This is a genomic window from Propioniciclava soli (assembly GCF_014858005.1).
GTDB classification, from domain to species: domain Bacteria; phylum Actinomycetota; class Actinomycetes; order Propionibacteriales; family Propionibacteriaceae; genus Propioniciclava; species Propioniciclava soli.
Genome location: NZ_JACYOT010000021.1, coordinates 38,381 through 62,822 on the forward strand (window position 1 = coordinate 38,381; position 24,442 = coordinate 62,822).

General features: G+C 68.8%; 26 protein-coding genes and 1 pseudogene. 25 read left to right on the top strand and 2 right to left on the bottom strand.

What is annotated here, in order from left to right; all coding sequences use genetic code 11:
• Window positions 1–62: 62 nt before the first annotated feature.
• The 25 genes from IFY26_RS16320 to IFY26_RS16440 all read left to right on the top strand — a co-directional run bounded on the left by IFY26_RS16320 (window position 63) and on the right by IFY26_RS16440 (window position 22,410).
• Window positions 63–668 (top strand): SAF domain-containing protein, encoded by a 606-nt coding sequence (locus IFY26_RS16320; RefSeq protein WP_232550066.1) that lies wholly within the window; start codon window positions 63–65, stop codon window positions 666–668.
• A gap of 4 nt (window positions 669–672) precedes the next feature.
• Window positions 673–1,494 (top strand): hypothetical protein, encoded by an 822-nt coding sequence (locus tag IFY26_RS16325; protein ID WP_232550067.1) that lies wholly within the window; start codon window positions 673–675, stop codon window positions 1,492–1,494.
• Window positions 1,491–3,059 carry a CpaF family protein gene (locus tag IFY26_RS16330; RefSeq protein ID WP_232550068.1) on the top strand — a complete coding sequence of 523 codons (1,569 nt, stop codon included), beginning with the start codon at window positions 1,491–1,493 and terminating at the stop codon, window positions 3,057–3,059. The genes IFY26_RS16325 and IFY26_RS16330 overlap by 4 nt, the downstream gene beginning before the upstream one ends.
• On the top strand, window positions 3,056–3,934 hold the full coding sequence (locus IFY26_RS16335; RefSeq protein ID WP_232550069.1) for a type II secretion system F family protein: 879 nt from the start codon (window positions 3,056–3,058) through the stop codon (window positions 3,932–3,934). Before IFY26_RS16330 ends, IFY26_RS16335 begins: the two co-directional genes overlap by 4 nt.
• Window positions 3,935–3,941: 7 nt before the next feature.
• Window positions 3,942–4,853 (top strand): type II secretion system F family protein, encoded by a 912-nt coding sequence (locus IFY26_RS16340; RefSeq protein WP_232550070.1) that lies wholly within the window; start codon window positions 3,942–3,944, stop codon window positions 4,851–4,853.
• A gap of 51 nt (window positions 4,854–4,904) precedes the next feature.
• Window positions 4,905–5,105, top strand: coding sequence for a hypothetical protein (locus tag IFY26_RS16345; RefSeq protein WP_232550071.1), 201 nt, complete (start codon window positions 4,905–4,907; stop codon window positions 5,103–5,105).
• Window positions 5,098–5,331 carry a hypothetical protein gene (locus tag IFY26_RS16350; RefSeq protein WP_232550072.1) on the top strand — a complete coding sequence of 78 codons (234 nt, stop codon included), beginning with the start codon at window positions 5,098–5,100 and terminating at the stop codon, window positions 5,329–5,331. Before IFY26_RS16345 ends, IFY26_RS16350 begins: the two co-directional genes overlap by 8 nt.
• Window positions 5,332–5,372: 41 nt before the next feature.
• Window positions 5,373–5,711, top strand: a complete 339-nt coding sequence (locus tag IFY26_RS16355) for a TadE/TadG family type IV pilus assembly protein (protein WP_332836211.1) — start codon at window positions 5,373–5,375, stop codon at window positions 5,709–5,711.
• Window positions 5,708–6,133: a TadE/TadG family type IV pilus assembly protein gene (locus IFY26_RS16360; protein ID WP_232550073.1), complete on the top strand. Its 426-nt coding sequence runs from the start codon at window positions 5,708–5,710 to the stop codon at window positions 6,131–6,133. The genes IFY26_RS16355 and IFY26_RS16360 overlap by 4 nt, the downstream gene beginning before the upstream one ends.
• Window positions 6,134–6,187: 54 nt before the next feature.
• Window positions 6,188–6,559 (top strand): pilus assembly protein, encoded by a 372-nt coding sequence (locus tag IFY26_RS16365; protein WP_232550074.1) that lies wholly within the window; start codon window positions 6,188–6,190, stop codon window positions 6,557–6,559.
• Window positions 6,556–9,756 carry a LysM peptidoglycan-binding domain-containing protein gene (locus tag IFY26_RS16370; protein ID WP_232550075.1) on the top strand — a complete coding sequence of 1,067 codons (3,201 nt, stop codon included), beginning with the start codon at window positions 6,556–6,558 and terminating at the stop codon, window positions 9,754–9,756. Before IFY26_RS16365 ends, IFY26_RS16370 begins: the two co-directional genes overlap by 4 nt.
• 593 nt (window positions 9,757–10,349) lie before the next feature.
• A complete protein-coding gene (locus tag IFY26_RS16375) occupies window positions 10,350–11,162 on the top strand; it encodes a hypothetical protein (protein ID WP_232550076.1) in 813 nt (270 codons plus the stop codon).
• 144 nt (window positions 11,163–11,306) lie between these two features.
• Window positions 11,307–11,501, top strand: a complete 195-nt coding sequence (locus IFY26_RS16380) for a hypothetical protein (RefSeq protein ID WP_232550077.1) — start codon at window positions 11,307–11,309, stop codon at window positions 11,499–11,501.
• Window positions 11,498–11,716, top strand: coding sequence for a hypothetical protein (locus IFY26_RS16385; RefSeq protein ID WP_232550078.1), 219 nt, complete (start codon window positions 11,498–11,500; stop codon window positions 11,714–11,716). Before IFY26_RS16380 ends, IFY26_RS16385 begins: the two co-directional genes overlap by 4 nt.
• The gene (locus IFY26_RS16390; protein WP_232550079.1) at window positions 11,713–12,468 is read left to right on the top strand and encodes a hypothetical protein; all 756 of its coding nucleotides are present in this window, start codon (window positions 11,713–11,715) and stop codon (window positions 12,466–12,468) included. The genes IFY26_RS16385 and IFY26_RS16390 overlap by 4 nt, the downstream gene beginning before the upstream one ends.
• Window positions 12,469–12,486: 18 nt before the next feature.
• A complete protein-coding gene (locus tag IFY26_RS16395) occupies window positions 12,487–12,813 on the top strand; it encodes a hypothetical protein (protein ID WP_232550080.1) in 327 nt (108 codons plus the stop codon).
• Window positions 12,810–13,595: a hypothetical protein gene (locus IFY26_RS16400; protein WP_232550081.1), complete on the top strand. Its 786-nt coding sequence runs from the start codon at window positions 12,810–12,812 to the stop codon at window positions 13,593–13,595. The genes IFY26_RS16395 and IFY26_RS16400 overlap by 4 nt, the downstream gene beginning before the upstream one ends.
• Complete coding sequence (locus IFY26_RS16405; protein ID WP_232550082.1) at window positions 13,592–15,064, top strand: hypothetical protein; 1,473 nt, start codon at window positions 13,592–13,594, stop codon at window positions 15,062–15,064. The genes IFY26_RS16400 and IFY26_RS16405 overlap by 4 nt, the downstream gene beginning before the upstream one ends.
• Window positions 15,061–16,560 carry an SCO6880 family protein gene (locus IFY26_RS16410; RefSeq protein ID WP_232550083.1) on the top strand — a complete coding sequence of 500 codons (1,500 nt, stop codon included), beginning with the start codon at window positions 15,061–15,063 and terminating at the stop codon, window positions 16,558–16,560. The genes IFY26_RS16405 and IFY26_RS16410 overlap by 4 nt, the downstream gene beginning before the upstream one ends.
• Window positions 16,557–18,068: an ATP-binding protein gene (locus IFY26_RS16415; RefSeq protein ID WP_232550084.1), complete on the top strand. Its 1,512-nt coding sequence runs from the start codon at window positions 16,557–16,559 to the stop codon at window positions 18,066–18,068. Before IFY26_RS16410 ends, IFY26_RS16415 begins: the two co-directional genes overlap by 4 nt.
• Complete coding sequence (locus IFY26_RS16420; protein WP_232550085.1) at window positions 18,065–19,177, top strand: lytic transglycosylase domain-containing protein; 1,113 nt, start codon at window positions 18,065–18,067, stop codon at window positions 19,175–19,177. Before IFY26_RS16415 ends, IFY26_RS16420 begins: the two co-directional genes overlap by 4 nt.
• A gap of 60 nt (window positions 19,178–19,237) precedes the next feature.
• Window positions 19,238–19,696, top strand: coding sequence for a hypothetical protein (locus IFY26_RS16425; protein ID WP_232550086.1), 459 nt, complete (start codon window positions 19,238–19,240; stop codon window positions 19,694–19,696).
• Window positions 19,693–21,177: a type IV secretory system conjugative DNA transfer family protein gene (locus IFY26_RS16430; protein WP_232550087.1), complete on the top strand. Its 1,485-nt coding sequence runs from the start codon at window positions 19,693–19,695 to the stop codon at window positions 21,175–21,177. Before IFY26_RS16425 ends, IFY26_RS16430 begins: the two co-directional genes overlap by 4 nt.
• Window positions 21,170–21,847, top strand: coding sequence for a hypothetical protein (locus tag IFY26_RS16435; protein WP_232550088.1), 678 nt, complete (start codon window positions 21,170–21,172; stop codon window positions 21,845–21,847). The genes IFY26_RS16430 and IFY26_RS16435 overlap by 8 nt, the downstream gene beginning before the upstream one ends.
• A 191-nt stretch (window positions 21,848–22,038) precedes the next feature.
• On the top strand, window positions 22,039–22,410 hold the full coding sequence (locus IFY26_RS16440) for a hypothetical protein (protein ID WP_232550091.1): 372 nt from the start codon (window positions 22,039–22,041) through the stop codon (window positions 22,408–22,410).
• 746 nt (window positions 22,411–23,156) lie between these two features.
• Here IFY26_RS16440 and IFY26_RS16445 read toward each other — a convergent pair.
• A complete protein-coding gene (locus tag IFY26_RS16445; protein WP_232550089.1) occupies window positions 23,157–23,393 on the bottom strand; it encodes a hypothetical protein in 237 nt (78 codons plus the stop codon).
• A gap of 77 nt (window positions 23,394–23,470) precedes the next feature.
• A pseudogene (locus IFY26_RS16450) lies at window positions 23,471–24,412 on the bottom strand (IS3 family transposase); the annotation flags it as partial.
• Window positions 24,413–24,442: the final 30 nt, after the last annotated feature.

Here is a 24,442-nt window from a genome sequence, read left to right on the forward strand (position 1 = left end):
GCACAGACACGACGCCACAGGCGGCGAACGGGACTCCCCACGATGGCGGGATCGTTCGCAGCGTGACGCTGCCTGATCCACCAAAGCTGCGCCGGCGTCCGCTCGCGGCCTTGGTGGCTGCCGCGCTGATCGTGATGGGTGGTCTGGGTGGTGTGTGGGTGTGGATGTCGGCGTCCGACACGGTTGAGGTAGTTGCAACGCGCGCGGCCGTCCAGCGGGGCCAAGAGCTCCGCGCCGAGGACTTGATGACGGTGCGGGTCAACCCGGACGCCAATCTGCAGGTCGTGCCAGCCTCCGAGATGGCGTCGCTGGTGGGAGACCGTGCCACGACCGACCTGGTGGCCGGGACCTTGGTAGCGGCGGGCGAGGTCACAGACGCGTTGCCGCCCTCGACGGGCTTCTCGGTGGTGGGTGTTTCTCCCGAGGTGGGGTTCATGCCGGCCGAGGAGCTCCGGCCGGGCGACCAAGTCCGGATTGTGCAGACTCCGGGCGCGCAGGGTGACTTCACCGGCACTCCAACGGCGCTCTCCGCGGAGGTCCTCGCGGTGCGCACGGTCGGGGACCGGACCGTGGTCGACGTCTTGGTGGCATCAGCGCTGGCCCCTGAGGTTGCGGCGCGCGCTGCGACTGGGCGGGTCGCGCTCGTCCTCGACGCTCGGGAGCAGTAGTTCGATGGCCATTTACGCGTTCGCTTCGGCCGGTGGGTCCCCGGGAGTCACCACGACCGTGCTGGCACTGGGCAGTGTGTGGCCGCGACCGGTCGTCGTGGTCGAAGCCGATCCCACGGGTGGCTCGGCCGTCTTGGCCGGTTTCTACCAGGGGATGGTGGACCAGCCCGGCCTGATCCAGCTGGTGATGGCCCACCGGCGGGGGCAGTTGGCGCACACCTTGCCGTCGTTGCTGAGGGGCATCGAGGGCACCCAGGCCAGTGTGCTGGTCGGGACGCGTTCCCATGATCAGTCGGTGGGCTTGGAGACGTTGTGGTCTCCGCTGCTGGAGACGCTGCGCCGGTTGGAGGACAACGGTCAAGACGTGCTCGTGGATGCCGGCCGGCTGGGCCTGGTGGGATCACCGATGCCGCTGTTGGTCGGCGCCGACATCACGACGGTGTTGGTGCGGTCCAACCTGACTGCGGTCTCTGCTGCGCGCTCGTGGGTTCAGACGTTGAAGGACCGTTCCGCCGGCCAGCTTGGCGTGGTGGTGGTGGGTGGCGGCAGGCCGTATTCGAGCCGTGAGGTCGCCTCAGCGTTGGACGTTCCCCTCATCGGGGACGTGGAGTGGTGCCCGGAGGCGGCCGCGGTGTTTTCCGAGGGGGCCGGCTATCCCCGACCGGGCGGGCTGTCACGCCTTGCTGGCCGCGCAGCAACCAAGGAGAGGTTCGCGCGTTCGGGCTACGTTCGCAGCGTTACGACGGCAGGTGACGTGCTGCGTCGGCAGACGCGTTCGGTGCTGACCCCTGAGGTGATGGCGCAGGTCAAGGATGGTGTGCAATGAGCGAGCAGGGACGTCAACCCATCTCGGGATTGCCGTTGTTCGCCGGGGCGGGGAACTCGGCCCAGCCCGCTGGCGAGGGGCGGCTTCCTGCTCGAGGTGGCCGGGTCCGTGGCCAGTTCCGGTTGGGTGATGCTGAGCGCGCTCCGTTGGCTGATCTGCCCGTCGGGGTGGTGTCGGCCGAGGACGTCGCCGTCTCGGGTGTAGCGCTGCCGTTGGCTGAGGGGGAGTCGGTGGACTGGTCGTTGGTGGCTGCCTTCCGTGCGCAGGCCTCCGAGCAACTCACCCGCGTCTTGGGGGAGGATCGCACGCATGTGTCTGCTGAGCTGCAGCGCGAGCAGGGACGTGCGATTGTGTTGGAGCTGCTGGACACGGCGGCGATGACCCTGATCGACCAGGGCAAGAAGGCGTGGTCGCCGGCGCTGCAGCAACGCCTTGCCCAGGCCGTGTTTGACGCCTTGTTCCGGTTGGGACGCCTGCAGCCGCTGGTTGAGGACGACCGGGTGGAGAACATCATCATCGACGGCTGCGACCGGGTCTGGTTGGGATTGACCGACGGTTCTACGGTGCCGGGCCCGGCCGTTGCGGATTCCGATCAGGAACTCATCGACTTCTTGTCCTTCTTGGCGTCCCGCTCGGAGGCCAATGCCAGGTCGTTCAGCGAGGCGCATCCGTCACTGCATCTCCGGTTGGACGGCGGCTATCGGCTCGCGGCAACCGCCTGGGTGGTGCCTCGCCCGGCGGTGGTGATCCGCCGCCACCGTTTGATGCGGGAGACGCTGGATGATCTGGTGGCTCGGCAGTCGCTGTCACCGACAGCAGCCAGCTTCCTGAAGGCGGCGGTGCGAGCGAAGTTGTCGATCATTGTCGCCGGCGTCCAGGGGGTCGGGAAGACGACGATGATGCGTGCGTTGGCGGCAGAGATCCCGCGTGATGAGGTGTTGGGCACGTTCGAGACGGAGTACGAGCTCCACCTTCACGAGCTGCACAACCAGGACGTGGTGTTTGCTTGGGAGGCGCGGCCAGGGTCAGGTGAGGTGATGGCCGATGGCCGGGGCGCGGGGGAGTACACCACGTTGGAGCAGCTGAACGACAGTTTCCGGTTCATCTTGTCCCGTCAGCTGGTGGGCGAGGTTCGTGGTCCTGAGGCGTGGCCGATGTTGAAGGCGATGGAGTCCGGGCCGGGGTCGATGTGCACCACGCATGCCGCGGACGCCGAGGGTGCGATCGGGAAGTTGGTGACGTGTGCGATGGAGGCTGGTCCGCACGTCACCTCCGAGCTGGCGATCCGCAAGCTCGCCCAGGTGGTCGACTTGGTCGTCTACCTGCGCACGGAGACGATCACCGACGAGCGCGGTGCCACGCAGAAGGTCCGCTGGGTCTCCGAGATCGTGCATGTCACTCCGGGGGAGTCGGAGAAGGGGTATGCCCTCACCCATGTGTTCCATGCGCCGGCCGGTAGTTACGTTGCGGTGCCGCGGGTGATGCCCGAGCCGCTGCGGGACCTGAGCCGCAGCGGGTTCGATGTGGGGGAGTTCTTCGCGCAGGCAGACCGGGGGCGGGCATGATCGCGTTGGTCCCGGCGCTGGCGGGAGCTTTGGTGACCGGTGGCGTGATGTTGTTGGTGTGGGCGTTGATTCCCCGTCCCGAGGCGCCCGCGGCGCCGCGGCGCACGTCGCTGCGGCAGAAGCGGGGTCTGGGTGCGTGGTGGGGTGGGCTGTCGGCACAGATGCGGCTGGGGGTCGTTGCTGCGCTCCTCGCGGGTGTGGTGATCGCGGTGTGGACCGGTCTGGTCTTGGCGGTCGTCATCTTGCCGTTGTGCGTGGTCGCCATCCCGTATCTGGTCGCGGCTCCAACCGAAGGACGCACCATCGAGCGGCTGGAGGGGATCGCTGAGTGGACGCGGAACCTCGCCAGCGTCCTCACCGTCGGTGTGGGCTTGGAACAAGCGCTCATTGCCACGCTCCGCTCCACCCCGCCCGCGATCCGTGACGAGGTGGGCCGACTTGCCGCCCGCCTGCAGGCGCGCTGGACCACTGAGGCGGCGTTACGGGCCTTCGCAGACGACTTGGATGACCCCACCGGTGACATGGTCGCGGCCGCGTTGCTGTTGAGCGCCCGCAAACGGGGAGCGGGCTTGGCGTCGGTCCTGTCCGGACTGGCCAGCGCTGTGGCCGAGGATGTGAGCGCGCGCCGCAAGATCGAGGCTGATCGGGCCAAACCCCGATCGACCGCCCGGATCGCCACGCTCGTCTCGGCGGTCGTGTTGGTCGCGTTGGCCTTCACCGGGCAGTACATGGCCCCCTACACCACCCCGGTTGGCCAGATTGTGCTGGGAACCCTTTTGGCGCTGTACGCAGCGGTGCTGGTCTGGATGCGACGCATGACCCAGGGCAAGCCGCTGCCGCGCTTCCTCAGCGCCCAGGCCGGAGCAGGAGCGTGAAGCCCTGATGCCCACCACGCTGCAGCTGTTCTTGATGTCCGGGCTCGCCATTGGCACCGGGATCGCGCTTCTCGCCCTCCGGCTCATCCCGGCCCACCCCGACCTGGGCAACGCCTTGACCCGGCTCAGCCCCACCGTCCCAAGCCGGGCCACAGCCACCACAGATACCGCTGCCGTCGCGGAGGGGCTGACCTCAAGATTGGGCACCATCGGCATGCGCGTGGTGCCGACCCGGTTGTGGGGCGCCGTCCCCTACAAGGAGTTGCGTCTGCTTCGCCGCCCGCTGGCGGTGTTCTACGGCCAGAAGATCCTGTATGCGCTGGTCGGCATGGCTACCGCCCCCTTGCTGGTGTGGATCTTCTCGTTGAGCTTTGCCATCCCCCTCACCATCCCGGTGCTCGCCTCGCTCGGGGCCGGCGTCGCGATGTGGTTCGTGCCTACCTACGACGCCAAGCAGGAGGCCAAAGCAGCTCGAGACGAGTTCAACCGGTCCCTGAGCGCCTGGGTGGACCTGGTCGCCTTGGAGCGCAACTCCGGTTCCGGACCCCGGCAAGCCATGGAACGAGCCGCCCAAGTGGGTGACAGCTGGGTGTTCCGGCGGCTGAGGGAAGAACTCGGACGATCCCGCTGGTCAGGCCAAGCCCCGTGGGACGCACTGGACGACCTGTCCGATGAACTCGGCCTGCCCGAGTTGGCCGACGTCGCCGACATCATGCGCTTGGCAGGCGAGGAGGGCTCCCAGGTCTACGGCGTTCTCCGCGCTCACAGCACCGCGCTGCGCGACGCCATGCTCGCCACCGAAACGGCCAAGGCCAACGCCTTGTCCGAGCGCGTCACAATCCCCGGCAACTTCTTGGTGATGATCTTCATGGTCATCCTCATCGGGCCTGCCATCTTCAGACTCTTCACCGGCGCCTGACCTCAACGACCACCTGCAACACCTCAACCCACACCGAAAGGAACCCGCACCATGAACACCATCATCGCCTTCTTCCTGTCCCAGCAGCTGCGCGCCGAGCACTTCGTCGCCCAGCGGAGCACGCGCACGAACGAGGAAGGGTCGCAGACCACCGACAACCTGCTGTGGGTAGTGGCGGTCATTGCGATCGCGGGGATCGGGACCGCCGCCGTCCTCGCGTACACCTCCGGTCTGATCGGCAAGATTGGCTGACGACGACATGAAGCCTACGGAAGAGCCGAACACCATCATCGCTTTCTTCCTGTCCCAGCAACTGCGCGCCGAGCGCTACGTCGCCCAGCGGAGCACGCGCACGAACGAGGAAGGGTCGCACACCACCGACAACCTGCTGGCCGTGTGCGGGATCATTGCGATCGCGGTGATCGCGATCGCCTTCGTCTGGTGGGTGTTCAGCCCCTTGTTGGTGTTGTTGGCATGATCCCCAAGTCTGGGCGTCGAGACGAGCGAGGGTCTGCGACCGTGCAGATGCTGATGCTGATGCCGGCGATCCTAGCGCTGATGTTCGCGACGCTGCAGGGCGGCCTGTACTACTACGGCCGCTCTGCAGCGCTCGCGATCGCCAACACCGGCGTCCGAGCCGCTGCGGCGGAAAGCGGCACCACCGCTGCTTGCTACGCGGCCGCGCAAGCGATGGCAGCGAAAGTCGGTGACGCCCTGACGGGCGTCACCGTCTCCTGCTCGCGTTCGACCACCGACGCGACAGTGACTGTGCAGGGCACGACCTTGTCCGTCATCCCGTTGGTGCTGCCGAGCACCCATCAGAGCGTCAACCTGCCCGTGGAGAGGATCACCGGATGAACCGCAAACTGCGCGAGCGTGGGTCAGCCACCATCGAAGCACTCATGGTGGTGCCGGTCATCGCGGTCTTCTTCGCTTTGACCGTGCTTGGTGGCAGGTTGGCCATCACTCATCAGGCTGTCCAGGCGGCAGCCGCGGACGCTGCCCGCTCGGCATCCATCGCCCGCACGGCCAGCGCGGCATCGTTCGGCGGCCAGGCCGCTGGCTATGCGGGTCTGGCCAACCAGGGCTTAACCTGTTCGCCGGCGGCGGTGAGGGTCGACACCAGCCAGTTCAACCGGCCCGTCGGCACACCAGCCACGATCACCGCGACGATCAGCTGCCACGTCCCCACCTCCGACCTGAGCCTGCCCGGCGTCCCCGGCACCATGCTCGTGGAGGCATCCCAGACCAGTCCGTTGGACACCTATCGAGAACGGTAGCGGCCCATGCCCCATCCCAAACGACGCGACGAACGAGGCTCAATTTCCACGTGGATGCTGCTCTCGGTGGTGACGTTCGTGATCATCATCGGCATCTCAGTCGACCTTGGCGGGCGCATGTACGCGTTGCAGCGCATCAACGATGTCGCCGCCGAGGCTGCCCGCACGGGCAGCCAGCAAGTCGACGTGGCTAGCGCCATGCGGGGCCGTAGCCCCAGGGTCGATCCGGGGAATGCCCGCTCGGCTGCGCAGGCCTACATCGCCACTGCCGGCTACACCGGGACCGTGAGTGTGTCGGGTGACGTGCTGCACGTCACCGTGACCGGAACGCACACCCCCGTGTTCCTCCCCGCGTTCGGGCCGGTGTCGTTGACCGGAGAGGCGCAAGCACGGCTGGTGCGTGCACAGAACGGGGAAGAACGATGAGGAAGCGCATTAGCGGTCTGGCGGCGACCTTCACGATCGCCGTGATCCTTGTCGGCCTCCCGGTCGTCCTCGTCGGTGTCGGTGTCCCGACGGTGCTCAGCCCTCCCTACGGAAATCCGCTCGACGCGCTGCTGCGGCCTGATGACGGCACTTTGGTCCTGGCGGGGTTGTGGGTCATCGGATGCCTGGTGTGGGTCGTGTTCACGCTGCTGACGTTGACCGAGCTGGTGGCCGCTGTTCGCCGGGTCCGGGCGCCCCAGATCACGGGGTTGCGCGTCCCCCAGGCGCTGGCACGCCAGCTGGTCAGCACGGCGGCTTTGCTGTTCGTGGCGACCAACAGCGTCGTGGGTGTCGCTGAGGCAGCTCCCTCGACGAACACCGTGTCCACAATCGAGGTGGCCGACTCCACGCCCAATGAAGACGTGGTGCCCGAGCCCGTTGCTGAGGCAGCGCCCGCCACGGCCTTGGCGGCGACAGAGGTGACCTATGTGGTGCAGCCCGGTGATTCGCTGTGGCGCATCGCCGAACGTGAACTCGGCACCGCCGATCGCTTCCCCGAGATCGTCGCCCTCAACGGTCAACTCCTCAGCAACGGACCCGACTTCCTCGAACCCGGCTGGGAGCTCCTCCTTCCGGCCGAGGCGCCCGGACCCACCGGGGGTCAGGTCCAGGTGACCGTGGAAAGAGGCGACACGCTGAGCAAACTGGCAGCCGCTCATTTGGGCGACGCCACCAGTTGGCCCGACATCTACGCCGCGTCGACCGCCATCACCCAGCCCGACGGCCGCCATCTGGTGGACCCCGACCAGATCGACATCGGCTGGACCCTCGCCATCCCCGACCCCGTCGACCAGCAACCCCAGCCGGTCGCCGACGATGGGCCCAACCCCAGGTCTGGTCCGGAACTCTCCGCCCCAGCACCCACCGCCGAGCCGGCGCCCATCCAAGCCGACCCACAGCCCTCGGCGGACACATCGACCGACGACGCCACGGTGACGGCTCCCGTCGCAGCTCCTGCGGATGCCGCACCGAACGCCGACGATGCGGTGACGACCCAAGACCACGACGCACCGGGCGGGGCCCCAATGGCTGGCTGGATCGTGCCTGGACTTGCCGCCGGTGGACTGCTGGTCGGGGCACTGGGGATCGCGCTGGGACGCCGCAGGGCGATCCAAGCGAGATTCCGACGGCCCGGCAAGGCAATCCCCGCCGCGCCTGCCGAGCTGGCACCCATCGAGAAGACTGTCGCAGCCAGCCCTGCGGCCGCCGCGAGCGGCCACATGCTCGATCGGGTGCTGTCCTGGACAGCGACCCAGCAGCTACAAGCCGGCCGCACGGTGCCACCCCTGGTCGCCTTGGACATGGACGCCGAGAAAATCACCCTGCACCTGGCCGAGGATGATGAACTGCTCGCCCCGTGGCGCGGCGACGCGACCGGCACCCACTGGACGCTGCAGCTGTCCGAGGCCCCCGACCAAGACGCCCTCACAGGTGGCAGCGGCACCCCGGCATGGCCCCAGCTGGTCACCATCGGCACCGGCGACACTGGGGCCACGTGGCTGCTGAACGCCGAAGAGATGGGCACCCTGCGCCTCAGCGGCGACCCGACCTACGTCGAAGACTTCACCCGGTACTTGGTGGCCGAACTCGCCCTCAACCCGTGGGCGCAGGACGTTCGCGTCGACTGCATCAACACCTGCTCGGAGCTGACAGCCATTGACTCGAACCGAGTCCGCCACCACACCACTGCTGCAGCAGTCACCGACGCCCTCGCCGAAGCGGTCCACACTGCAGACCGACTCGCCGAGGCGGACGTCGCGGACCTTGGCGATGCTCGCGCCGGCGATGCCGGAGACGACCTGTGGGTCAGTCGCACCGTCGTCATCGCCCACCCGGCGACGCCTGAGCTGGACGTGTTGATGGACACCATCGCCTCCCAGCCTGGTCGCACCGGCACCAGCGTCATCCTGACCGGTCCCGCCGGCAGCACCCACGGGGTCGAGATTCACCTGACCCCCAGCGGCCGCGTCCAGTTGCCCGAAGTGGGGTTGGACCTGATTGCCGTGGGCCTCACCCAGGACGAGGCCGCTGGCTGCGCCGCCCTGATCGCCTTCGCAGACCAGACCGACGACGCAGACATCCCCCCGATGGAGCCTGCCGCCGGGCAGGACACCTGGCGCAGCTACGCCAACGAGGCCGGCCAAATCACCGACCCCCGGGTCACCGGCCGGCACCCAAGCGGACAAGATGATGCGTCCATCATCCCCGAGGCCGATGCCACCATCGTGGCGCACGCTGCGGCCACCGTAGAAGACCTCGACACTCTTGCCCCCACCATCCCCGACGACGTCGCCGTGGAGGTGCAAGTCATCGATCCCACCCTCGACGAGGATCTCGCCGAATGGAAGGCCGGCGGTCCGCGGCCGCGCCTCAGTGTCCTCGGGCCGGTCACCGCCCGCACCGGGACCGGTGGCAACGCCCAGGCCGTCATCCGGCGCAAGCCTTACTACACCGAGCTGCTCTGCTATCTCGCCAGCCGCCCCAACGGTGCACGCACCGACCAAGTGGCCGACGCCATGAACATCGACCCCAAGCGGGTCCGCCGCGACCTCAGCGTCCTTCGCGACTGGCTCGGCACCGACCCGGCGACCAGCCAGCCCCATGTACCCGAAGCGACCAAGAGCAACGCCGCCAAACTGCTCGGGGGCGGCGCCTACGAAGTCAACGGCCTGCTCTACGACGCCGACCTGTTCCGCAGACTCCGCCTCCGCGGGCAGGCGCGCGGTCCGGAAGGACTCGCCGACCTCATCGAGGCACTCTCCTTGGTCAACGGCAGGCCATTCGATCAGATCCGCAGCGGTGGGGGAGTGTGGCTGATTGACCAGAACCTCCCGCACTACCTCACAGCTGCCATCGTCGATGTGGCCCACATGGTGACCACGATCAGCCTGACGCGAGGCAACTACCGTGCCGCGCGTGCGGCCGCAGAAACAGCCATCCTCGCCGCCCCCCACGAGCAGATCCCGCGACTGGATCTGGCGGCTGTTGCCAGCGCCGAAGGGCTGACCCATGAGGCCCAGCGCATCGCGCGGACGGCCATCGACGGAGACGGGGACGAAGCACCCCTCGAGCTGAGCGACCGCGCCAACGAAATCCTGGGCCGGCACCCCTGGCTCGACCGAGCCGAGGCCAGCTGACCAGACCAGCTGTCGTGTGCGACGCCTGAACCACAGCGATTCGGTCCGGGGTCGCCGTCGGGACGGCGGAATGATCTGGACCGGCCTCACGATAGAGGCCACCTGCAGGGGCGCAGCCAGCAACTCGTCGTTGCACGACGGGCCGGGCAAACCGCCCCTGACCCACCAAACGCGCGGGCCCCGGCCGCGTCCCCGACGATGCACCCACAGGGCCGCCTGAGCGCGTCAGCGACCCGATACTCCACGGAATAATTCGTCCACCACGGCCCGCCGTGACTTGCGCGGGTCACCGGCCGCGTCCCCGACGATGCACCCACAGGGCCGCGCGAGCGCGTCAGCGACCCGATATTCCACGGAATAATCCGTCCACCACGGGCCCGCCGTGACTTGCGCGGGCCCCCCGTGCGGGTGCTGGCAACCACGTCCCACCATCGAAGGGGGGACATGGGGGGACATGCCCCTGACAACCGGTGATGTCCTGCTGTGGACATCTCTAGGCGGTGGCTGAAGGTGGGTGTGGACAACTCCTGAACCTGTCGTGCCACATCCCTTGTGTGGAGTTCCTTGCTGTGAAGAACAGAAGGGGATTCCTCATGAGCGTTGCGCGGGAACTTGGATTGGAGTCAGTCGACCCGGTCGTCATCGTCGCCAAGCGGTGGGCCCAGTGGAGCGCGCTGCAGCCCGATCTCGGTGCCGTCAAAGTGCCCACAGACCTCCAGCGCTGGCTGGGGCGGGGCCGCGGCCAAGCCAGTGACCAGACTCACCAAGAGATCAATCGAGTGTTGCGGGCGCTGGCCGTCCTGGGATCGCGTGACGGCGACGACGATCCCGACGCTGCTGTGGTCTTGTGCTGGGTGATGCTTCCCGCAGCATGCGCAGTGGCGTCCCGCAACGAATGGCGATCGCCTCGCCTGATTGATCAGATCGTCGCAGCGCAACTGTGGATCATCGTCCGGGACTATCCCTGGCAAACCAGACACGGCAGCGTCGCGGCGAACATCGCGCGAGACCTGAACCGCGCTGTCATTGACGATCTCCACAGCCAAGACCGTGACCGTGCCGGGCACGTCGTCCCGGTCGACCCCAACGACTTCACACTGCTGCCCCTCGGCCACCCCGATGATCCAGCCGATCCCCGCCCTGCCGACGAGCTGATCGAGCTGCTCGACGAGGCCATCGAGAGCCAGGTCATCGACTGGGGAGAGCGGGCCCTTCTCCTCACGATCGCTGAAGCGTCTGCGGCTGCTCCTGCTGGTCGGCAGTCGGGATCTGGTGTAGCAGGTCTGCTGACCGCCGACGTCGAGGCAGTCGTCGCACAGCGCTATCAGTCCAGCCCCCGAAGCATCCGGCGCCGCGCCGGGGCCTGTGTCGACGCTCTTGCCCGGTTCAAAGGCGGGCGTCGATGAGGCGAGCAGGCCACGCGGCGACACCAGACATGCCTGCGGACGCATCTCAATCGGTGCCCCGGTGGCCCGAGTTGCTGGCCGTGAACACCTCGGCCAGTCACGTGAGCTGGTGTCGGACATCCACATCGACAGAAAGGGACAGCGGTGAGCGTCCTTGATCTCCACCCCGACCAACTGATCATCGCGCGTGGCGTCCAGGTTATGTCGGTGGTGCGCGACGGCCACGGCTACTTCTCCATCGGCATCAACGGCCGACCGGCCATCTATGTCGATCGATCCGACCTGACCGAACTGAAGCACTGGTTGGAGCGCCACCTCCCGGAGGGGGGCAGACCATGAACGATGCCCGCCACAGCAACGTGCAATCGCGCATCGATGGTCTGATCGCCTCAGCCGCTGATGAAGAGACCGCCCTGACCCTCCTCGAAGTAGGGGTGGCCCTACTGCGTGAAAGCCGCGCGGCGCGCGCGGGTCTGGTCGAAATGGGGCCCCGAACTAGGCAAGAGGCGCTCTTGGAACGCCGGCAAGCCCTCACCGCAGGAGATGAAGCATGAGGCGTCCCGCGGATGTCGCCGAGCTCAAGCGAGCTGCCCGCGCGCTCAATGCGGGGATGTTCGCTACACCCGGTGCTTTCGCGGCGCCTGCCAGAGGCAACCAGGGGGGGGTGCCTGCCGATCTGAGCGTGGTGGTCGTCGGTGTTGCCGGCGGGGTGGGGGCATCCACGGTCTCGTTGGCTTTGGCCGAGAGCGCCGGACTCGAACGGCTGTGGGACGCCGCACCGACGGTGGCATCGGGTCTGGTCGGGGTGTGCGATCGAGAACTTCGCGACACCGACGACGGGTGGCGGCAGGGGCGCCGCGGCGGGCTGCTGGTGCAGCGGTCCCCGCTGGACTGGTCCTGCGTGCCTGGGCAGTGTCCGGAGCCGCCCGATGGTGGGCAGGCGGTGTTGGACGCCGGCTGGGATGCCCTCAGTCTGCGCGGAGCGCCCGGCTGGGTCTCCGCAGCGCTGGTCAACCCGTCGACCCCGCTGGTGCTCGTCACCCGCCTCACGGCCCCTGGGATGCGCCGCCTCGAGGTGGCGCTCGGCCAACTCTGGAACACGTCTCGTGAAGTGCGGGTCGCGATCACGGGCTCGTCGCCGAAGCATCGATGGCCCCGCGAGATTCCGCGTCCCGCCGCCCTCACCGACCTGCTCGAGGCCGAAAGGGTCGCCCACATACCCGAGGTCAAGGCCCTCGCTGTGCGGGGTCTGGACTCTCAACCTGTGCCCGCCGCCGTCTTGGCGGCGGTCAGCAACCTCCACTGAAAGGAACCAAGAGGAACCATGAACAACTACCTATTCGTCCGGATCCGCGTCCTGGAGATCTGCCCCACGCTGCCGGACGCGGCCACCGCGGCCGTCAACGAGATGAGCGGCTACGTGCTCGGTGGTGTCGCGATCTTGTTCGGGCTGGCGATCATCATCGGCATCGGCGCGATCCTGGTGGGCAGGATCTTCGGCATCCCGCATGTCACGAAGGCTGGCGTGATGACGCTGGTGGTGACCGCGATCGTGGCGATCGCCCTGCCGGTGGTCTACGCCATCGTGATGGGGCTGCGCGGGACGGGCTGCATCGGAGTCGTCCCTTCTGCAGCACCGACGCCCCAATGACTCCGTGGTCGCGGGAGCGGCTGCTGGCGATGCTGCTGGTCGGCGTCGTGGCGGTGGTGGTGCTGCTGGCAGGTCTGGGGGTGGCTGTCTGGCAGGCGGTCACCGGCAGCTCGCCGCAGGCGAGCGCCAGCGTGGGCGGCGGGGACGCTGCGGCGGCCTCGGCCAGCGTGGAACGGGACAGGATCGCCGCCTCCCCGATGTTGGCGGTGTCTCGTGACGATGCGACCCGGGGCGCCCCGGCGCTGGCCCAGCCGGCGGCCATCACCATTCCCGAACCAGCTGTGCTCGATGGTCCTGCCGGCGTCCCGACCGGCTTCCCGCAGACCCCGGAGGGGGCGGTGGGTCAGCTGGCGCAGATCGAGGCCACGGTGCTGGACAGCATGAGCATGGACACCGTGCGGGCGGTCCACGCCGCTTGGGTTCGTGAGGGTGGGCCGCTGGTGGGGGAGTGGGTCCTGACCCGCAGCGTGCAGAGCTTCATCCGTGGCAGCGGCGCGGACGGGCAGGCGGCTGTGGTGAAGGCCACCCCGGCGGCCGCTCAGGTCAAGGGTGTCGATGGGCCCGATTGGGTGGTGGCTTGCGTGCTGTTGGACGTGGACGCCAGCCTGCACGCCAAGGCCCGGGTCGGGTTCGGGCATTGCGAGCGGATGGCGTGGGTCGAGGGCCGCTGGGTGATCGACGCCGGCAGCCCACCGGCGTGGGCGCCCTCAACGTGGCCGGGTTCACAGAAGGCCGCGGACGCGGGCTGGCGGCCGTGGCTCATCGAGGGGGTGCAGCGATGATGCCCCTGCCGTGGGATGTGCTGGGCCTGCTCGGCTCGGCGGTCGGCAATGTGGTCACCGACAGCTGGATCACGCTGATGGTGGGCATCTGGTCGGCATCGCTGTGGCTGCTGGGTGTGGTGCTGGGCTTCATGGACGCCATGCTGTTGCCTGACCTGCGCCTGGCCGGGCCGGCCCGCGACGTGTACATGACCACGATCGCGTTGGCGGTCGTGTTGGCGGGGGTGTTGTCGGTCGTGCAGACCGGGGTGGCGCTGGTGCGCCGCGACGGCCGCAGCGTGGGGCGGCTCCTGATCGGCGTGGCGACGTTCTGGTTCTACCTGACGATCGGCATCACCTACATGGTGGCGGTCCTCGCTGCGGCGTCGGCGATCACGCGGGCACTGATGGGGTCCCTGCTCGGGGTGACGTCGTGGCGGGAGTTCCAGCCGTGGACGCCGTTCGCCCTGCAGGACGTCACCGACGGCGCATTGGCGACGGTGCTGGGCATCTGCGCGGCGTTCGTGATCATCGCCGCGATCGCGTTCTTCTTGATCATGGTGGCGCGCGGGGTGGCGCTGCTGGTGATGGCGGTCACGAGCCCGATCGCGGCCGCAGGTCTGGTCTCGGATCTGGGCCACACCTGGCTGTGGAAGCTGTCGCGGTGGTTCCACGCGGCCGCGTTCAGCCCGACGGTGGTGGTGCTGGTGCTGGGCATCGGCATCCAGATGGCCAACGGTGTCGCGGCCGGGTTCTCTGACGGGGTGGCGGCCTCGATCGGGTCGGCGTTCGCGTCCACCATCTTGATCGCCACCTCGGCGTTCGCGCCGTTGGCGTTGTTCCGGCTGCTCGCGTTCATGGACCCCGGCACCGCGTCGGGCGCTTCGGCCCGGGCTGGCTGGGCGGCCGTCGGCGGCCTGCAGGGCATCATCGCCGGCAAGCAGACCACCCAGGCGGGCACCACCTCTGCGGCGGCGTCCTCGCCCAACAGCACGGGCGGCTCCCAGGGGGAGACCCAAGCCCAGGCAAACACCCAAGGCCGGCTGTCCAGCGCCCTCAACTCGCTGGGCGGCGGCACCGCCGCCCCCGGACAGCCGGGCAGCGCAACCCACGGCGGGACACCCCAGCAAGGCGGCGGTCACCAGCCCGGCGCGCTGGCGACCGGGATCAACGCGATGCGCGACGCTTACGGCAAGGGGCTGGACACGTTCGCCGGCGCCGGCGCCCAGTTTGCCTCCATCGGCGCCGACCTGCAGGGCCAGTCCGGGGTGGGCCACAACAGCTACTACCCCGACTTCAACGGCTCCCCGCGGGCCCCGCAGCAGGGGCAGGTGGCCACCCAACACAACGCAACCCAACAGCAGCAACCCGCCCAGCAGCCCCCCAACCAGCCTCCGATGCCGCCGGTCCCGGCACTGTCGTTCGGCGCCCCGCCTGACCCGGGCAGCACAAGCCCCGGCAATTCCAACCAGACAGGAAACCCCGCATGACTATCTACAACGACTACGCCCGCGACAAGGCGGGGCTGTTCTTCGGCCTGTCCGGGGCCCAGTTGGGCACCCTCGTGGTGGGCGCGTTCCCGGCGCTGATCGCGCTGAGCAGCAGCCGGTGGCTGGTGACGGTCGGACTAGTGATTGGCTGGGTGGTGTTGGCGCTGTTGACGGTGCTGCCAATCCACGGCCGCCCGGCGGTCGGCTGGGCGGCGGCGGCCGCCCGGTTCGTGACCGGCCGGGTCACCGGCTGGTCGGTGTGGCGGTCCAAGCTGACCCGCGGCGCGGTCACCGATGTGGCTGCGGCGGACCTTCCCGGGGTGATGAACGCCCTCGACATCCATGAGGGCACGCCGCGGCCGCCGCTGATGCAGCGCGTCGCCATCATCCAGGACCACGTGGCACGCACGTGGGCGGTGACCGCGAAGATCACCCACCAGGGCATCATGACCGCCACCGAGGCCGAGCGGGCCCAGATGGCCCGCGGCTTGTCGGACCTGCTGGACATCTGCTCGCGTGGCGAACTGGTCGCGGAGTTACTGTTCGTGGTCCGCACGGTGCCCGATGACGGCGCCGAGCGCGCCCAGTGGGTGGCGCGGCATCGGGTCCGGGAGGGTACTGGTGCGGCGCAGATCAACGACCAGCTCGCTGCGGCGCTGACTCGCGCCAGCGTCCGCACCGAGGCGTTCGTGACGCTCGTCGTGCCGGAGGGCCGCATCGCCCGCCGGGCCCGCGAGGTCGGCGGCCGCGTCGAGGGACGCGCTCGAGTGCTGGAACTGACCATGGCCGAGGTGGAAGCGCAGCTGGTGGGGGCGTTGGGGTTCACCGAGGTGGTCTGGCTCACCTCGCCCGAGCTTGCGGTCGCGGTCCGGACCGGGTTCGCGCCGACCGACCGAGCCGGGATCGTCGCTGCGCTGGCAGAACGTGAGCAGGACCCCACGGTGAACGCGGGCGTGCCGTGGTCCCAGGCCGGGCCGTCCGGGGCGGACACCATGGCTCGCTGGTACAGCCACGATGCGTGGAACTCAGCCTCGGTCGGGATCGCGCTCCCGCCGCGGGGGGTGTTGATGGGGGCGATGGCGCCCATGCTGACCCCCAGCGAGGCGATGGAGCGGCGCACCATGGTGGTCGCCTACCCGATCAAGACGCTGCGGGCCGCTGAACGAGAGACCGGGAAGGGGGAGTGGGCCGCCGACGTCGGCGAGGCGATGCGCGAGGGCGCCAAGATGAAGACCCGCGCCAAGGAGGCCACCACCATCCGGCACCGCCGCGCCCTGGATGCGAAGTTGGCCGCCGGGAACTCCCTGACCACCCCGTATGCGGTGTGCACCGTGACCGTCCCGAAGCACTTCTCGATCGGCGACTACAGCCACCAGCTGGAGGCGGCGGTGCGGCGGGCCGGGTTCGCCCCCCAAGTCCTCGACCTGGCCCACGACGTCGCGTTCGCCGCGTCGTCGCTGCCGCTGGGCATCAGCCTGTCCAGGAGCACCACATGACCAACCCCACCCGCCGCCGGGCGGTCCGCTCGGTCGATGCGCTGCTGGCCGACTTCGGCCACGATCTACCCCGCCACGTCGCGGCGAGTGAGCCGGCACCGGACCGGACGCCGCTGTTCCGCCCCGCGAACCGCCGCGGCCCGATGCGCCGCAACAGCGGCTGGGCGCCGTCCATGCCGCCGGTCCCCGCCTGGCGGATGACGTCGGACCAAGCCCCGGCCCTGTGGCCGTTTGTCGCCGGCCCCGGGCTGCCGCCGACCGGTGCGGAGATCGGCGTGGACGACTTCTCCGGGGGCGCGTTCTACGCCGATCCGGTCGGCTGGACCCTCGATGACGCGATCCCGGTCACCAACACCAACGTGTTCTGCTTCGGCGACCCGGGCCGCGGCAAGTCCGGCACCACCAAAGCGTTCGTGCTGCGAATGAGCGACTTCGGCTACAAGACGCTGATCCTGGGTGACATTAAGGACGAGTACGAGTCCTTGTGCCACTGGTTCGGCGTCCACCCGATCGCGGTCGGCCAGGGCTTGCAGGCCCGGATCAACCCTTTGGATTTCGGGCCGCTGATCCACGGCTGGGAGAACCTCACCGCCGCCGAGGCCCGCACCCGCGCTACCGTCGTGTTCGGCCGGTGGGGCACCCTGGTCCGCGGTCTGGTCGGCAGCCAGAAGGTCGGTGATGCCCACGTCCCTTACGGACCCACCGAGGCCCGCGTCGTCGACCAAGCGCTGCGGACCCTCACCGGGTACGCCGACGGTCAGACCCGGCTCAGCGAAACCACCCTGCCGGAGCTGTCCAAACTGATCGAGGACCCCAGCAGCGACCTGATCGGTGAGTGCCGCTACGCCGGACGCCGCCAGTTCCTCGACGACACCCGCCTGCTCCGCGACTCCTTGAACCGGCTCGTCAAGGGCGTCCTCGCCGGCATCTTCGACGCCCACACCACCATCAAGGTCGACTGGAACGCGCCCATCCAGTCGCTGTCGCTGTCCCGGCTCAAGCCGCTGGGGGATGAGGCGGTCGCGATCGCGCTGGCCTGCACCAGCTCGTGGGGCCGCGGTGTGCGGGAAGTGTCTGAGCCCAACCAGCTCAACATCACTATCCGCGACGAGGTGTGGCTCCAGCTGCGGCTCGGACCCGATGCGGTCAAGAGCTTTGACGCCGACCTGCGGCTGTCCCGCAGCGAAGGATCGGTGCAGTGGTGCAACATGCACCACCCGTCGAACTTCGAAGCAATCGCCGACGCCGGCTCGCAGTCCTCGCTGATCGCCCGCGACCTGGCCAAGCTGGCCTCCACCACCATCTACCACGGCATCGAGGACACCGACGCCGTGCCCGCCAGCCTCGGCCCGGTCGCCCACCACGCCATCACCGAATGGGCCTGCCAACACAAGGGCCGCGCCCTGTGGAGGGTCGGCGACCGCCAGTTCCGCGTCCAGACCGTCCTCCACCCCGCCGAACAGGCCCTGTTCGACACCAACGAAGCCCTCGCAGGGACACCGGCATGAAGACCTTCATCATCGCCATGCTCACCGCGAGCGTCCTCGCCACCGCCGGGCCGTTCGCCGTCGCGGTCGTCGCCACCGTCGTGTTCGCACCCACCCTCGACCACGCCACCACCAGCTGCACCCCCACCTTGCCCGCCGACGCCGCCGCCACGGCAGGGGTGGGGGTGGGGGAGGGGTCGGCGCCGAGCACCCGCGGGCTGGCCGCCACCGGCGACCAGCCGAGCGGAGGGTTCGCGCTGCCGCCGGCCGACGACCGGCTCCGCAAAGCCAGCCTGAACAACCCGCCCACCCCAATCCCCGCGCCCATCGAAACGCTCTACCGCGACGCCGCGGCCGCCTTCCAGCTGCCCTGGACCCTGCTGGCCGGGATCGGGATGGCTGAAACCAACCACGGCCGGCTGAAGGCGACCAGCAGCGCCGGCGCCCAAGGGCTGATGCAGTTCATGCCCGCCACCTTCGCCTCCTACGGCACCGACGGCGACGGCGACGGCGACGCCGACATCCGCAACGACGCCGACAGCATCTTCTCCGCCGCGAACTACCTCACCGCCAGCGGCGCCCACGACGGCCCCGACGGCACCCGCAGCGCCGTGTTCGCCTACAACCGCGCCCAGTGGTACGTCAACGACGTCCTGTTCTACGCCCACGCCTACGGCGGGGGAACCCTCACCGGTAGCCCCACCGAGCCTTGCACACCCACCGCGCCGACCCTCATCGACGGCGAGATCCCCCAATCCGACCGCAACGTCGGCTCCGAGTACCGCCTCACCGTGGCCACGGTGATCGTCAAGCGTGCCGTGGCGGCCATGTTCCCCACCATCACCACCATCGGCGGCTGGCGGGCCAGCTCCAAGATCAGCACCTCCGACCACCCCCACGGCAAGGGCCTGGACGTGATGATCTCCAACTACCGCGACCCCGCCCAGATCGCCCTCGGTGACGCGATCTGCGACTGGCTCATCGCCAACCACGAGGTCCTCAACATCAAGTACCTCATCTGGCGCCAGCAGTCCTGGTCACCGCAGCGGCCCTACTGGCGGCCCATGGCTGACCGCGGCTCCGACACCGACAACCACTACGACCACGTCCACATCAGCGTCCTGGAGTGAAACCCACGCCCACACACCCGAACAGCTACACCCGTCTCACGACCGCGCGAAAGGCCCACCATGCAGCAGCAGCGCCGGCACAACCCCTACCCGACCACCTGGGAGATCCCCGCCGGGATCACCATCGCCGCCGCGGCCGTACTGCTGTACGGCGTCCACCTGGGCCGCGCGCTGGCGACGCTGCTCGCCGGCCACGGCTGGCACTGGCCCGCCCCCACCGAACTCGTCACCAGCATCCCAGCCGTCCTCGCCGGCAATCCCCACGCCGGCCTGCCCGTCGGGGCGCTGCCCCCCGCCGCCTCGGCGCCCGTCCTGGCCTGCGTCATAGCCCTCGAGGTGGTGCTGCTCGCCGGGATCATCGCCACCACCGCCTGGGGATGGGGACGGTGGGGGCCGGGCCGCATGCTCGGCATGGCCACTCCCGCCCAAGTCGAAAACGTCCTCGGCGTCAGCCGGCTCCGCAAGGTCCGCCACATCATCCGCCCCGACCTCTACCCCAAGAAGCGAGACCACCGATGACCATCATCGACCACGACCTCAAGCCCGCCCGCCGCCGGTTCGATCCCCGTGAAGTCGGCTGGCGGATCGGCCGCGCCCACCATCCCCGCGCCGGGGACCTGTGGTGCCCCTGGGATCGCACCTGCGGCGTCATCGGCCCCCAAGGTTCGGGCAAGACCCTCGACATCCTCATCCCCGCCCTGCTCACCGCCCCCGGTGCTGCCCTGGTCACCCTCACCAAGCCCGCCGACCTGCTGCTGTCCTGGCAGGCCCGCACCCGTGACGGTCGGCCCTGCCACGTCCTCGACCCGTTCGGGGCCGTGCCCGGCCTGCCCGAGCTGGTGTGGAACCCCGTCGACGGCTGCGTCGACCCGCTCGTGGCCGAACGCCGCGCCAAGGCGTTCACCGCCGGCACCGTCAAGACCGGTTCATCGGGCAGCGGCGACGCGGCCGCCCGGTTCTACGCCGCCGAGGCCGCCAAGGTGCTCCAGGGCTACTTCCACGCCGCCGCCCTCACCGGGCAAACCCTCGACGCCGTGCTGCGCTGGGTCGCCAACCCCCTCGGCACCCAAGAGCCCTCCGAGATCCTCCGCGAACACCCCGACGCCGCCCCGTTCTGGCACGGCCTGCTCACCGGCGCCCTCACCGGCGACGACCGCACCGCAGGCAACACCATCACCACCGTCCAACAAGCCCTCACCTTGTTCTTCCAACCCGACATCCGCCGCCGCTGCATGCCGCGCCCCGGCCACCGGGCCACCGACATCGCCGACATCATCGCCCGCGGCGGCACCATCTACCTCCTCGGCCGCGAAGACCCCTACGCCAGCGCCTCACCGCTGATGACCGCCCTGGCCGAACACGTCCTCGACACCGCCCTCGCACTCGCCACCGCCAGCGACCACAACAAGCTGTGCCCGCCCATGCTCGCCTGCCTCGACGAGCTGCCCTCCACCGCACCCCTGCCCACCCTCCGCATCCGGATGGCGAACGAACGAGCCCTCGGCATCTCCTTCATCTGGGCCGCCCAAACCTGGCGGCAACTCGCCGCCCTCTACGGCGAACAGGAAGCCCGCGCCCTGCTCGGCCTGACCAACGTGCTGATCATGTTCGGCGGCAGCAAAGACGGCGGCTTCAACCGCGAAATCAGCGAACTCGTCGGCAGCGTCCGCGTGTCCCGCACCACCTGGCAGACCGGCGGCAAGGGCGGACGCAGCCACAGCGGCGAAGACATGGCCATCCTCAAACCCGAAGAAGTCCGCCAGATCCCCACCAAACAAGCCCTCATCGTCCCCGAGAACGCCCCCCCGATCATCGCCAAACTCTCCCGCTGCATCGAAGGCAAAACCGGTCGCCAACTCTTGGCCGAGCTCGACGCCACCCAACAGGCCGTTGACCGAGCCCGCGCCGACGAAATCCCCGCCGCCGCCCGGCAACTCGCCGCCCTCGCCAACGCCCGCCGCCACGCCCTCACCAACACCGAAGCCGACATCGATGGATAAGACACCCGACAAGACACTCGTGAAGGCGTTCCCCACCCCTGACACGCCCCCGCTCCGGGCCGCCTACCGCGACCTGTATTTGGCAGCAGAAGGGACCGCCGCCCAGAAACGACACCTCGGTGACCCCGCCGACCTACCGCGCCCGTGGGACCCCGCCACCTGCCGCGACCCCTTGCTGCGCCAAGACGTGTGGGACTGGCTCGAAGCCGTCGTCGCCTGGTTCAACCGCGAGTACGTGTGGGACCCCAACGCGGGAATGATCCCTGCCTGTTGGCCGCTCCACCCCCACCTGGTCCACGAAATCGCCGTCCTGGCCGACCAACGCCGCCGTGCCGGCATGACCACCACCAGCGACCTTCTCGAGGACTGGCACCGCTACGCCGTCCCGGCATTCACCGAACGCATGCGCACCCGAATGAAGAACCAATGCGACGACACCCACTCCAGCTGGCCCGCCCGCGGCCGCCACACCCGCCTCCTCAACGACCTCGACGGCCGACGGCTCGCGTTCTGCGGCGACGTCACCGCACTCACCCAACACCTCGCTGAACAACACCGCGCTGACCTGCTCGCCCCGCCGCCCCCACCTGGCGGCCCGACCACGCAAACCCCCATCCTCCGCATCGTCGAGGCAGAGGAAATCGACCCCGACACCGGAGAAATACTGTGACCAGACAGATGGAACCGCACTATGGGTGAACCGAGACGCCGGGCCGCCCCGGCTGGATGCACATGACGCACGAGCGCGAGCATGATCTCCTCGACTTCATCCCCTGCGAAGACGGAGGACGGATGGGGACCCCACCGCCCACACCCGAACCCACCCAGTGCCGCTGGTGCCACCACCAGGATCGCAACAGCATGCTGCTTCGCATCAACCACGCCCCCGACAGCTATCGGGCAGAACAGACCACCTGGTGCATCGCCATGGACCTCACGCTGAGCCACGTCATCTACTGGCAAAAGGTCATCGACGGGGTGTACGAGCATCACACGGGTCGACGTGAGAGGCCCGTCGACCCCCACGAAGCCCAAGCACGCGACTTTCGCCGGGCCGAACAGGTCTGGCGACATCGACTGGACGACCTGCACCAGGCGCTCACCGCCGCCGGAATCAGCCCCGCCCCCACCAGCACCCAGGCCACGTTCGAGCACATCGCCGACGCCCGCCAGCCGCACCCCGAACCCAGCCGCTCCAACAGCCCCTTGCCCGTCGCCGGTCAGCCGATCTGAACCCCGCCCTACAGGCAAGACCCCCACAACGATCCCCACCCGGCGCCCCCGTGGGACGCGACTTGAGCCCCGCGCGGCGTTCAGCCGCCAGAGCGAGCCGGTGTGTCGTCTCCGGCTGGATCCGAGCGAGAGCGCAGCTTCCGCCGCCGTTGCCACACCGCCGACGTCGTCCTGCCCAAACGGGCCGCCAGCTCACGCGGCGCCAGCCCACCAGCCAAGATCAGCTCGTCCTCCCAAGCCTCAAACCGCGACCCATGCCGAGACGCCCCCTCGCGCTCCAGAACCGCGGCCTCATGCGCAGCCCGTCTGATCCGATCCTTCTGGGTCCGCTGCCGCAGCATCGCCTTACCCAAGATGCGGTCGCGATTCGCGGCGTAGTACGACTCGGCCTGCTGCTTGGTTCGCTCAAGGTCCGCGCGGCGCCAGCGCTGACGCCTAACTCCTTCAACAGGTCGCCCAACTCGTGCGGCCACCTCTTCGTCCGTCAGTGACGGGTCATCTGCTACAGCGAGTTCGGCTGGTGTCCACGCAAGTCCACCCACCCCAGCATTACAGCATGGTGATCGAGCAGACAGCGTTCGTCGAGCCGTGACCGCTGGCTCACTTTCGGTGACAGCTTCGATGACGTGCGTCGGATGCCCGCGTTGGCCGCCGCCCTGTACCGCCTCGGCGCCAGCGACGGGATTGGCGCTGACCCACTGACGTTTCTTTACACACCGCGGGGAAGTGGGCCCCGCCCCGCGTGTTCAGGTCTTGCGGAGCAGTCCGGTGACGCCAGCGATGAGGATGGCAGTCTGGAACCAACCGAAGGCTTTGAGGGCGTTCATGGTCCAGGCAACCCAGGGTGCGGTGATGGTCCATGCGTCAGTTGTCAGGGCAGCGGCCGGGGGTATCACGACTGCCGCGCCGTACAGCCACGGGTCGAGCATTGTGTGCGAGGCCGGGTCGGTCGGCGTGAACGCGAAGACGTTGGAGTACGTCACCAGTCCGGCACCGAAAGCGGCCAGGAACAGCCATACCGCAGCCAGCTGAAGCGCCCTGGGTCTGATGGAGACTCGCGCTATTTGATTCCGACCAGCAGATTGTGGTCGTTGGAGACAGCATAGAACGCGTTCTCGAACTCAGCGGGCGGGACGTCGCCGAGGAAGCCGTGGAGGCGCTGCGTGTTGTGCCAGTGCACCCACCCGAGCGTCGCGAGCTCGAGGTCCTCGACCGTCTTCCACGGCCCCGACCGGGCGGGTCCGCGGACGAGTTCGGCCTTGTAGTAGCCGTTGACTGTCTCGGCCAGGGCGTTGTCATAGCTGTCGCCGACGGTTCCGATCGACGGTGTCGCGCCGATCTCCGCGAGGCGTTCGCCGTAGCGAATCGACGTGAACTGAGAGCCCGCGTCGCTGTGACAGCGCAGGTCCTCGTGGTGGGTGCCGCGGGACCAGCGGGCCATCTCGATCGCGTCGAGGATCATCTCGGTGCGCATGTGCGACGCGACCCGCCACCCGACGATCATTCTGCTGAAGGCGTCGATGATGAAGCACACGTAGGCGACGCCGGCCCAGGTCGCCACGAACGTCAGGTCGGTGACCCAAAGCCGGTTCGGCGCGGTCGCGGTGAACTCGCGCTGCACCAGGTCCGGGTGACGCGCCGACGTCGGGTCCGGCCTGGTGGTCTTCACCCGCTTCGAACGACGTGCGCCCTCGATCCCCGCGGCGCGCATCAGCCTGGCGGTCTGGTCGCGGCCGATCATGATCCCCGCACGGCGGGCGGCCTTCCAGAGCTTGCGGACCCCGTAGACGCGGTAGTTGGTCTCCCAGATCTCGACCAGCAGTGGGATCAGCTCCTCATCCCGCTGCGCGCGGGCGGACGGGGCACGGGTCTTGGCTGCGTAGTAGCTGCTCGGAGCCACCTGCAGCAGTCTGCAGATGAGCTCGACTCCGAGCCGGCGACCGTCCACAAGGTCGTCCTTGTTCGCGTCGATGAACGCGACTACTTCCGGTAATGGGGCTCTTCAACCTTGAGGTGGGGGTGAGCGCGACAC

What these genes read in the sequence shown, in the direction of transcription:
- IFY26_RS16435 (WP_232550088.1), top strand. Translation starts at nt 21,170, where the DNA reads ATGGATAAGACACCCGACAAGACACTCGTGAAGGCGTTCCCCACCCCT.
- IFY26_RS16390 (WP_232550079.1), top strand. Translation starts at nt 11,713, where the DNA reads ATGAGGCGTCCCGCGGATGTCGCCGAGCTCAAGCGAGCTGCCCGCGCG.
- IFY26_RS16370 (WP_232550075.1), top strand. Translation starts at nt 6,556, where the DNA reads ATGAGGAAGCGCATTAGCGGTCTGGCGGCGACCTTCACGATCGCCGTG.
- IFY26_RS16385 (WP_232550078.1), top strand. Translation starts at nt 11,498, where the DNA reads ATGAACGATGCCCGCCACAGCAACGTGCAATCGCGCATCGATGGTCTG.
- IFY26_RS16360 (WP_232550073.1), top strand. Translation starts at nt 5,708, where the DNA reads ATGAACCGCAAACTGCGCGAGCGTGGGTCAGCCACCATCGAAGCACTC.
- IFY26_RS16340 (WP_232550070.1), top strand. Translation starts at nt 3,942, where the DNA reads ATGCCCACCACGCTGCAGCTGTTCTTGATGTCCGGGCTCGCCATTGGC.
- IFY26_RS16375 (WP_232550076.1), top strand. Translation starts at nt 10,350, where the DNA reads ATGAGCGTTGCGCGGGAACTTGGATTGGAGTCAGTCGACCCGGTCGTC.
- IFY26_RS16440 (WP_232550091.1), top strand. Translation starts at nt 22,039, where the DNA reads ATGCTGCTTCGCATCAACCACGCCCCCGACAGCTATCGGGCAGAACAG.
- IFY26_RS16415 (WP_232550084.1), top strand. Translation starts at nt 16,557, where the DNA reads ATGACCAACCCCACCCGCCGCCGGGCGGTCCGCTCGGTCGATGCGCTG.
- IFY26_RS16325 (WP_232550067.1), top strand. Translation starts at nt 673, where the DNA reads ATGGCCATTTACGCGTTCGCTTCGGCCGGTGGGTCCCCGGGAGTCACC.
- IFY26_RS16335 (WP_232550069.1), top strand. Translation starts at nt 3,056, where the DNA reads ATGATCGCGTTGGTCCCGGCGCTGGCGGGAGCTTTGGTGACCGGTGGC.
- IFY26_RS16410 (WP_232550083.1), top strand. Translation starts at nt 15,061, where the DNA reads ATGACTATCTACAACGACTACGCCCGCGACAAGGCGGGGCTGTTCTTC.
- IFY26_RS16395 (WP_232550080.1), top strand. Translation starts at nt 12,487, where the DNA reads ATGAACAACTACCTATTCGTCCGGATCCGCGTCCTGGAGATCTGCCCC.
- IFY26_RS16430 (WP_232550087.1), top strand. Translation starts at nt 19,693, where the DNA reads ATGACCATCATCGACCACGACCTCAAGCCCGCCCGCCGCCGGTTCGAT.
- IFY26_RS16425 (WP_232550086.1), top strand. Translation starts at nt 19,238, where the DNA reads ATGCAGCAGCAGCGCCGGCACAACCCCTACCCGACCACCTGGGAGATC.
- IFY26_RS16420 (WP_232550085.1), top strand. Translation starts at nt 18,065, where the DNA reads ATGAAGACCTTCATCATCGCCATGCTCACCGCGAGCGTCCTCGCCACC.
- IFY26_RS16365 (WP_232550074.1), top strand. Translation starts at nt 6,188, where the DNA reads ATGCTGCTCTCGGTGGTGACGTTCGTGATCATCATCGGCATCTCAGTC.
- IFY26_RS16405 (WP_232550082.1), top strand. Translation starts at nt 13,592, where the DNA reads ATGATGCCCCTGCCGTGGGATGTGCTGGGCCTGCTCGGCTCGGCGGTC.
- IFY26_RS16400 (WP_232550081.1), top strand. Translation starts at nt 12,810, where the DNA reads ATGACTCCGTGGTCGCGGGAGCGGCTGCTGGCGATGCTGCTGGTCGGC.
- IFY26_RS16345 (WP_232550071.1), top strand. Translation starts at nt 4,905, where the DNA reads ATGAACACCATCATCGCCTTCTTCCTGTCCCAGCAGCTGCGCGCCGAG.
- IFY26_RS16330 (WP_232550068.1), top strand. Translation starts at nt 1,491, where the DNA reads ATGAGCGAGCAGGGACGTCAACCCATCTCGGGATTGCCGTTGTTCGCC.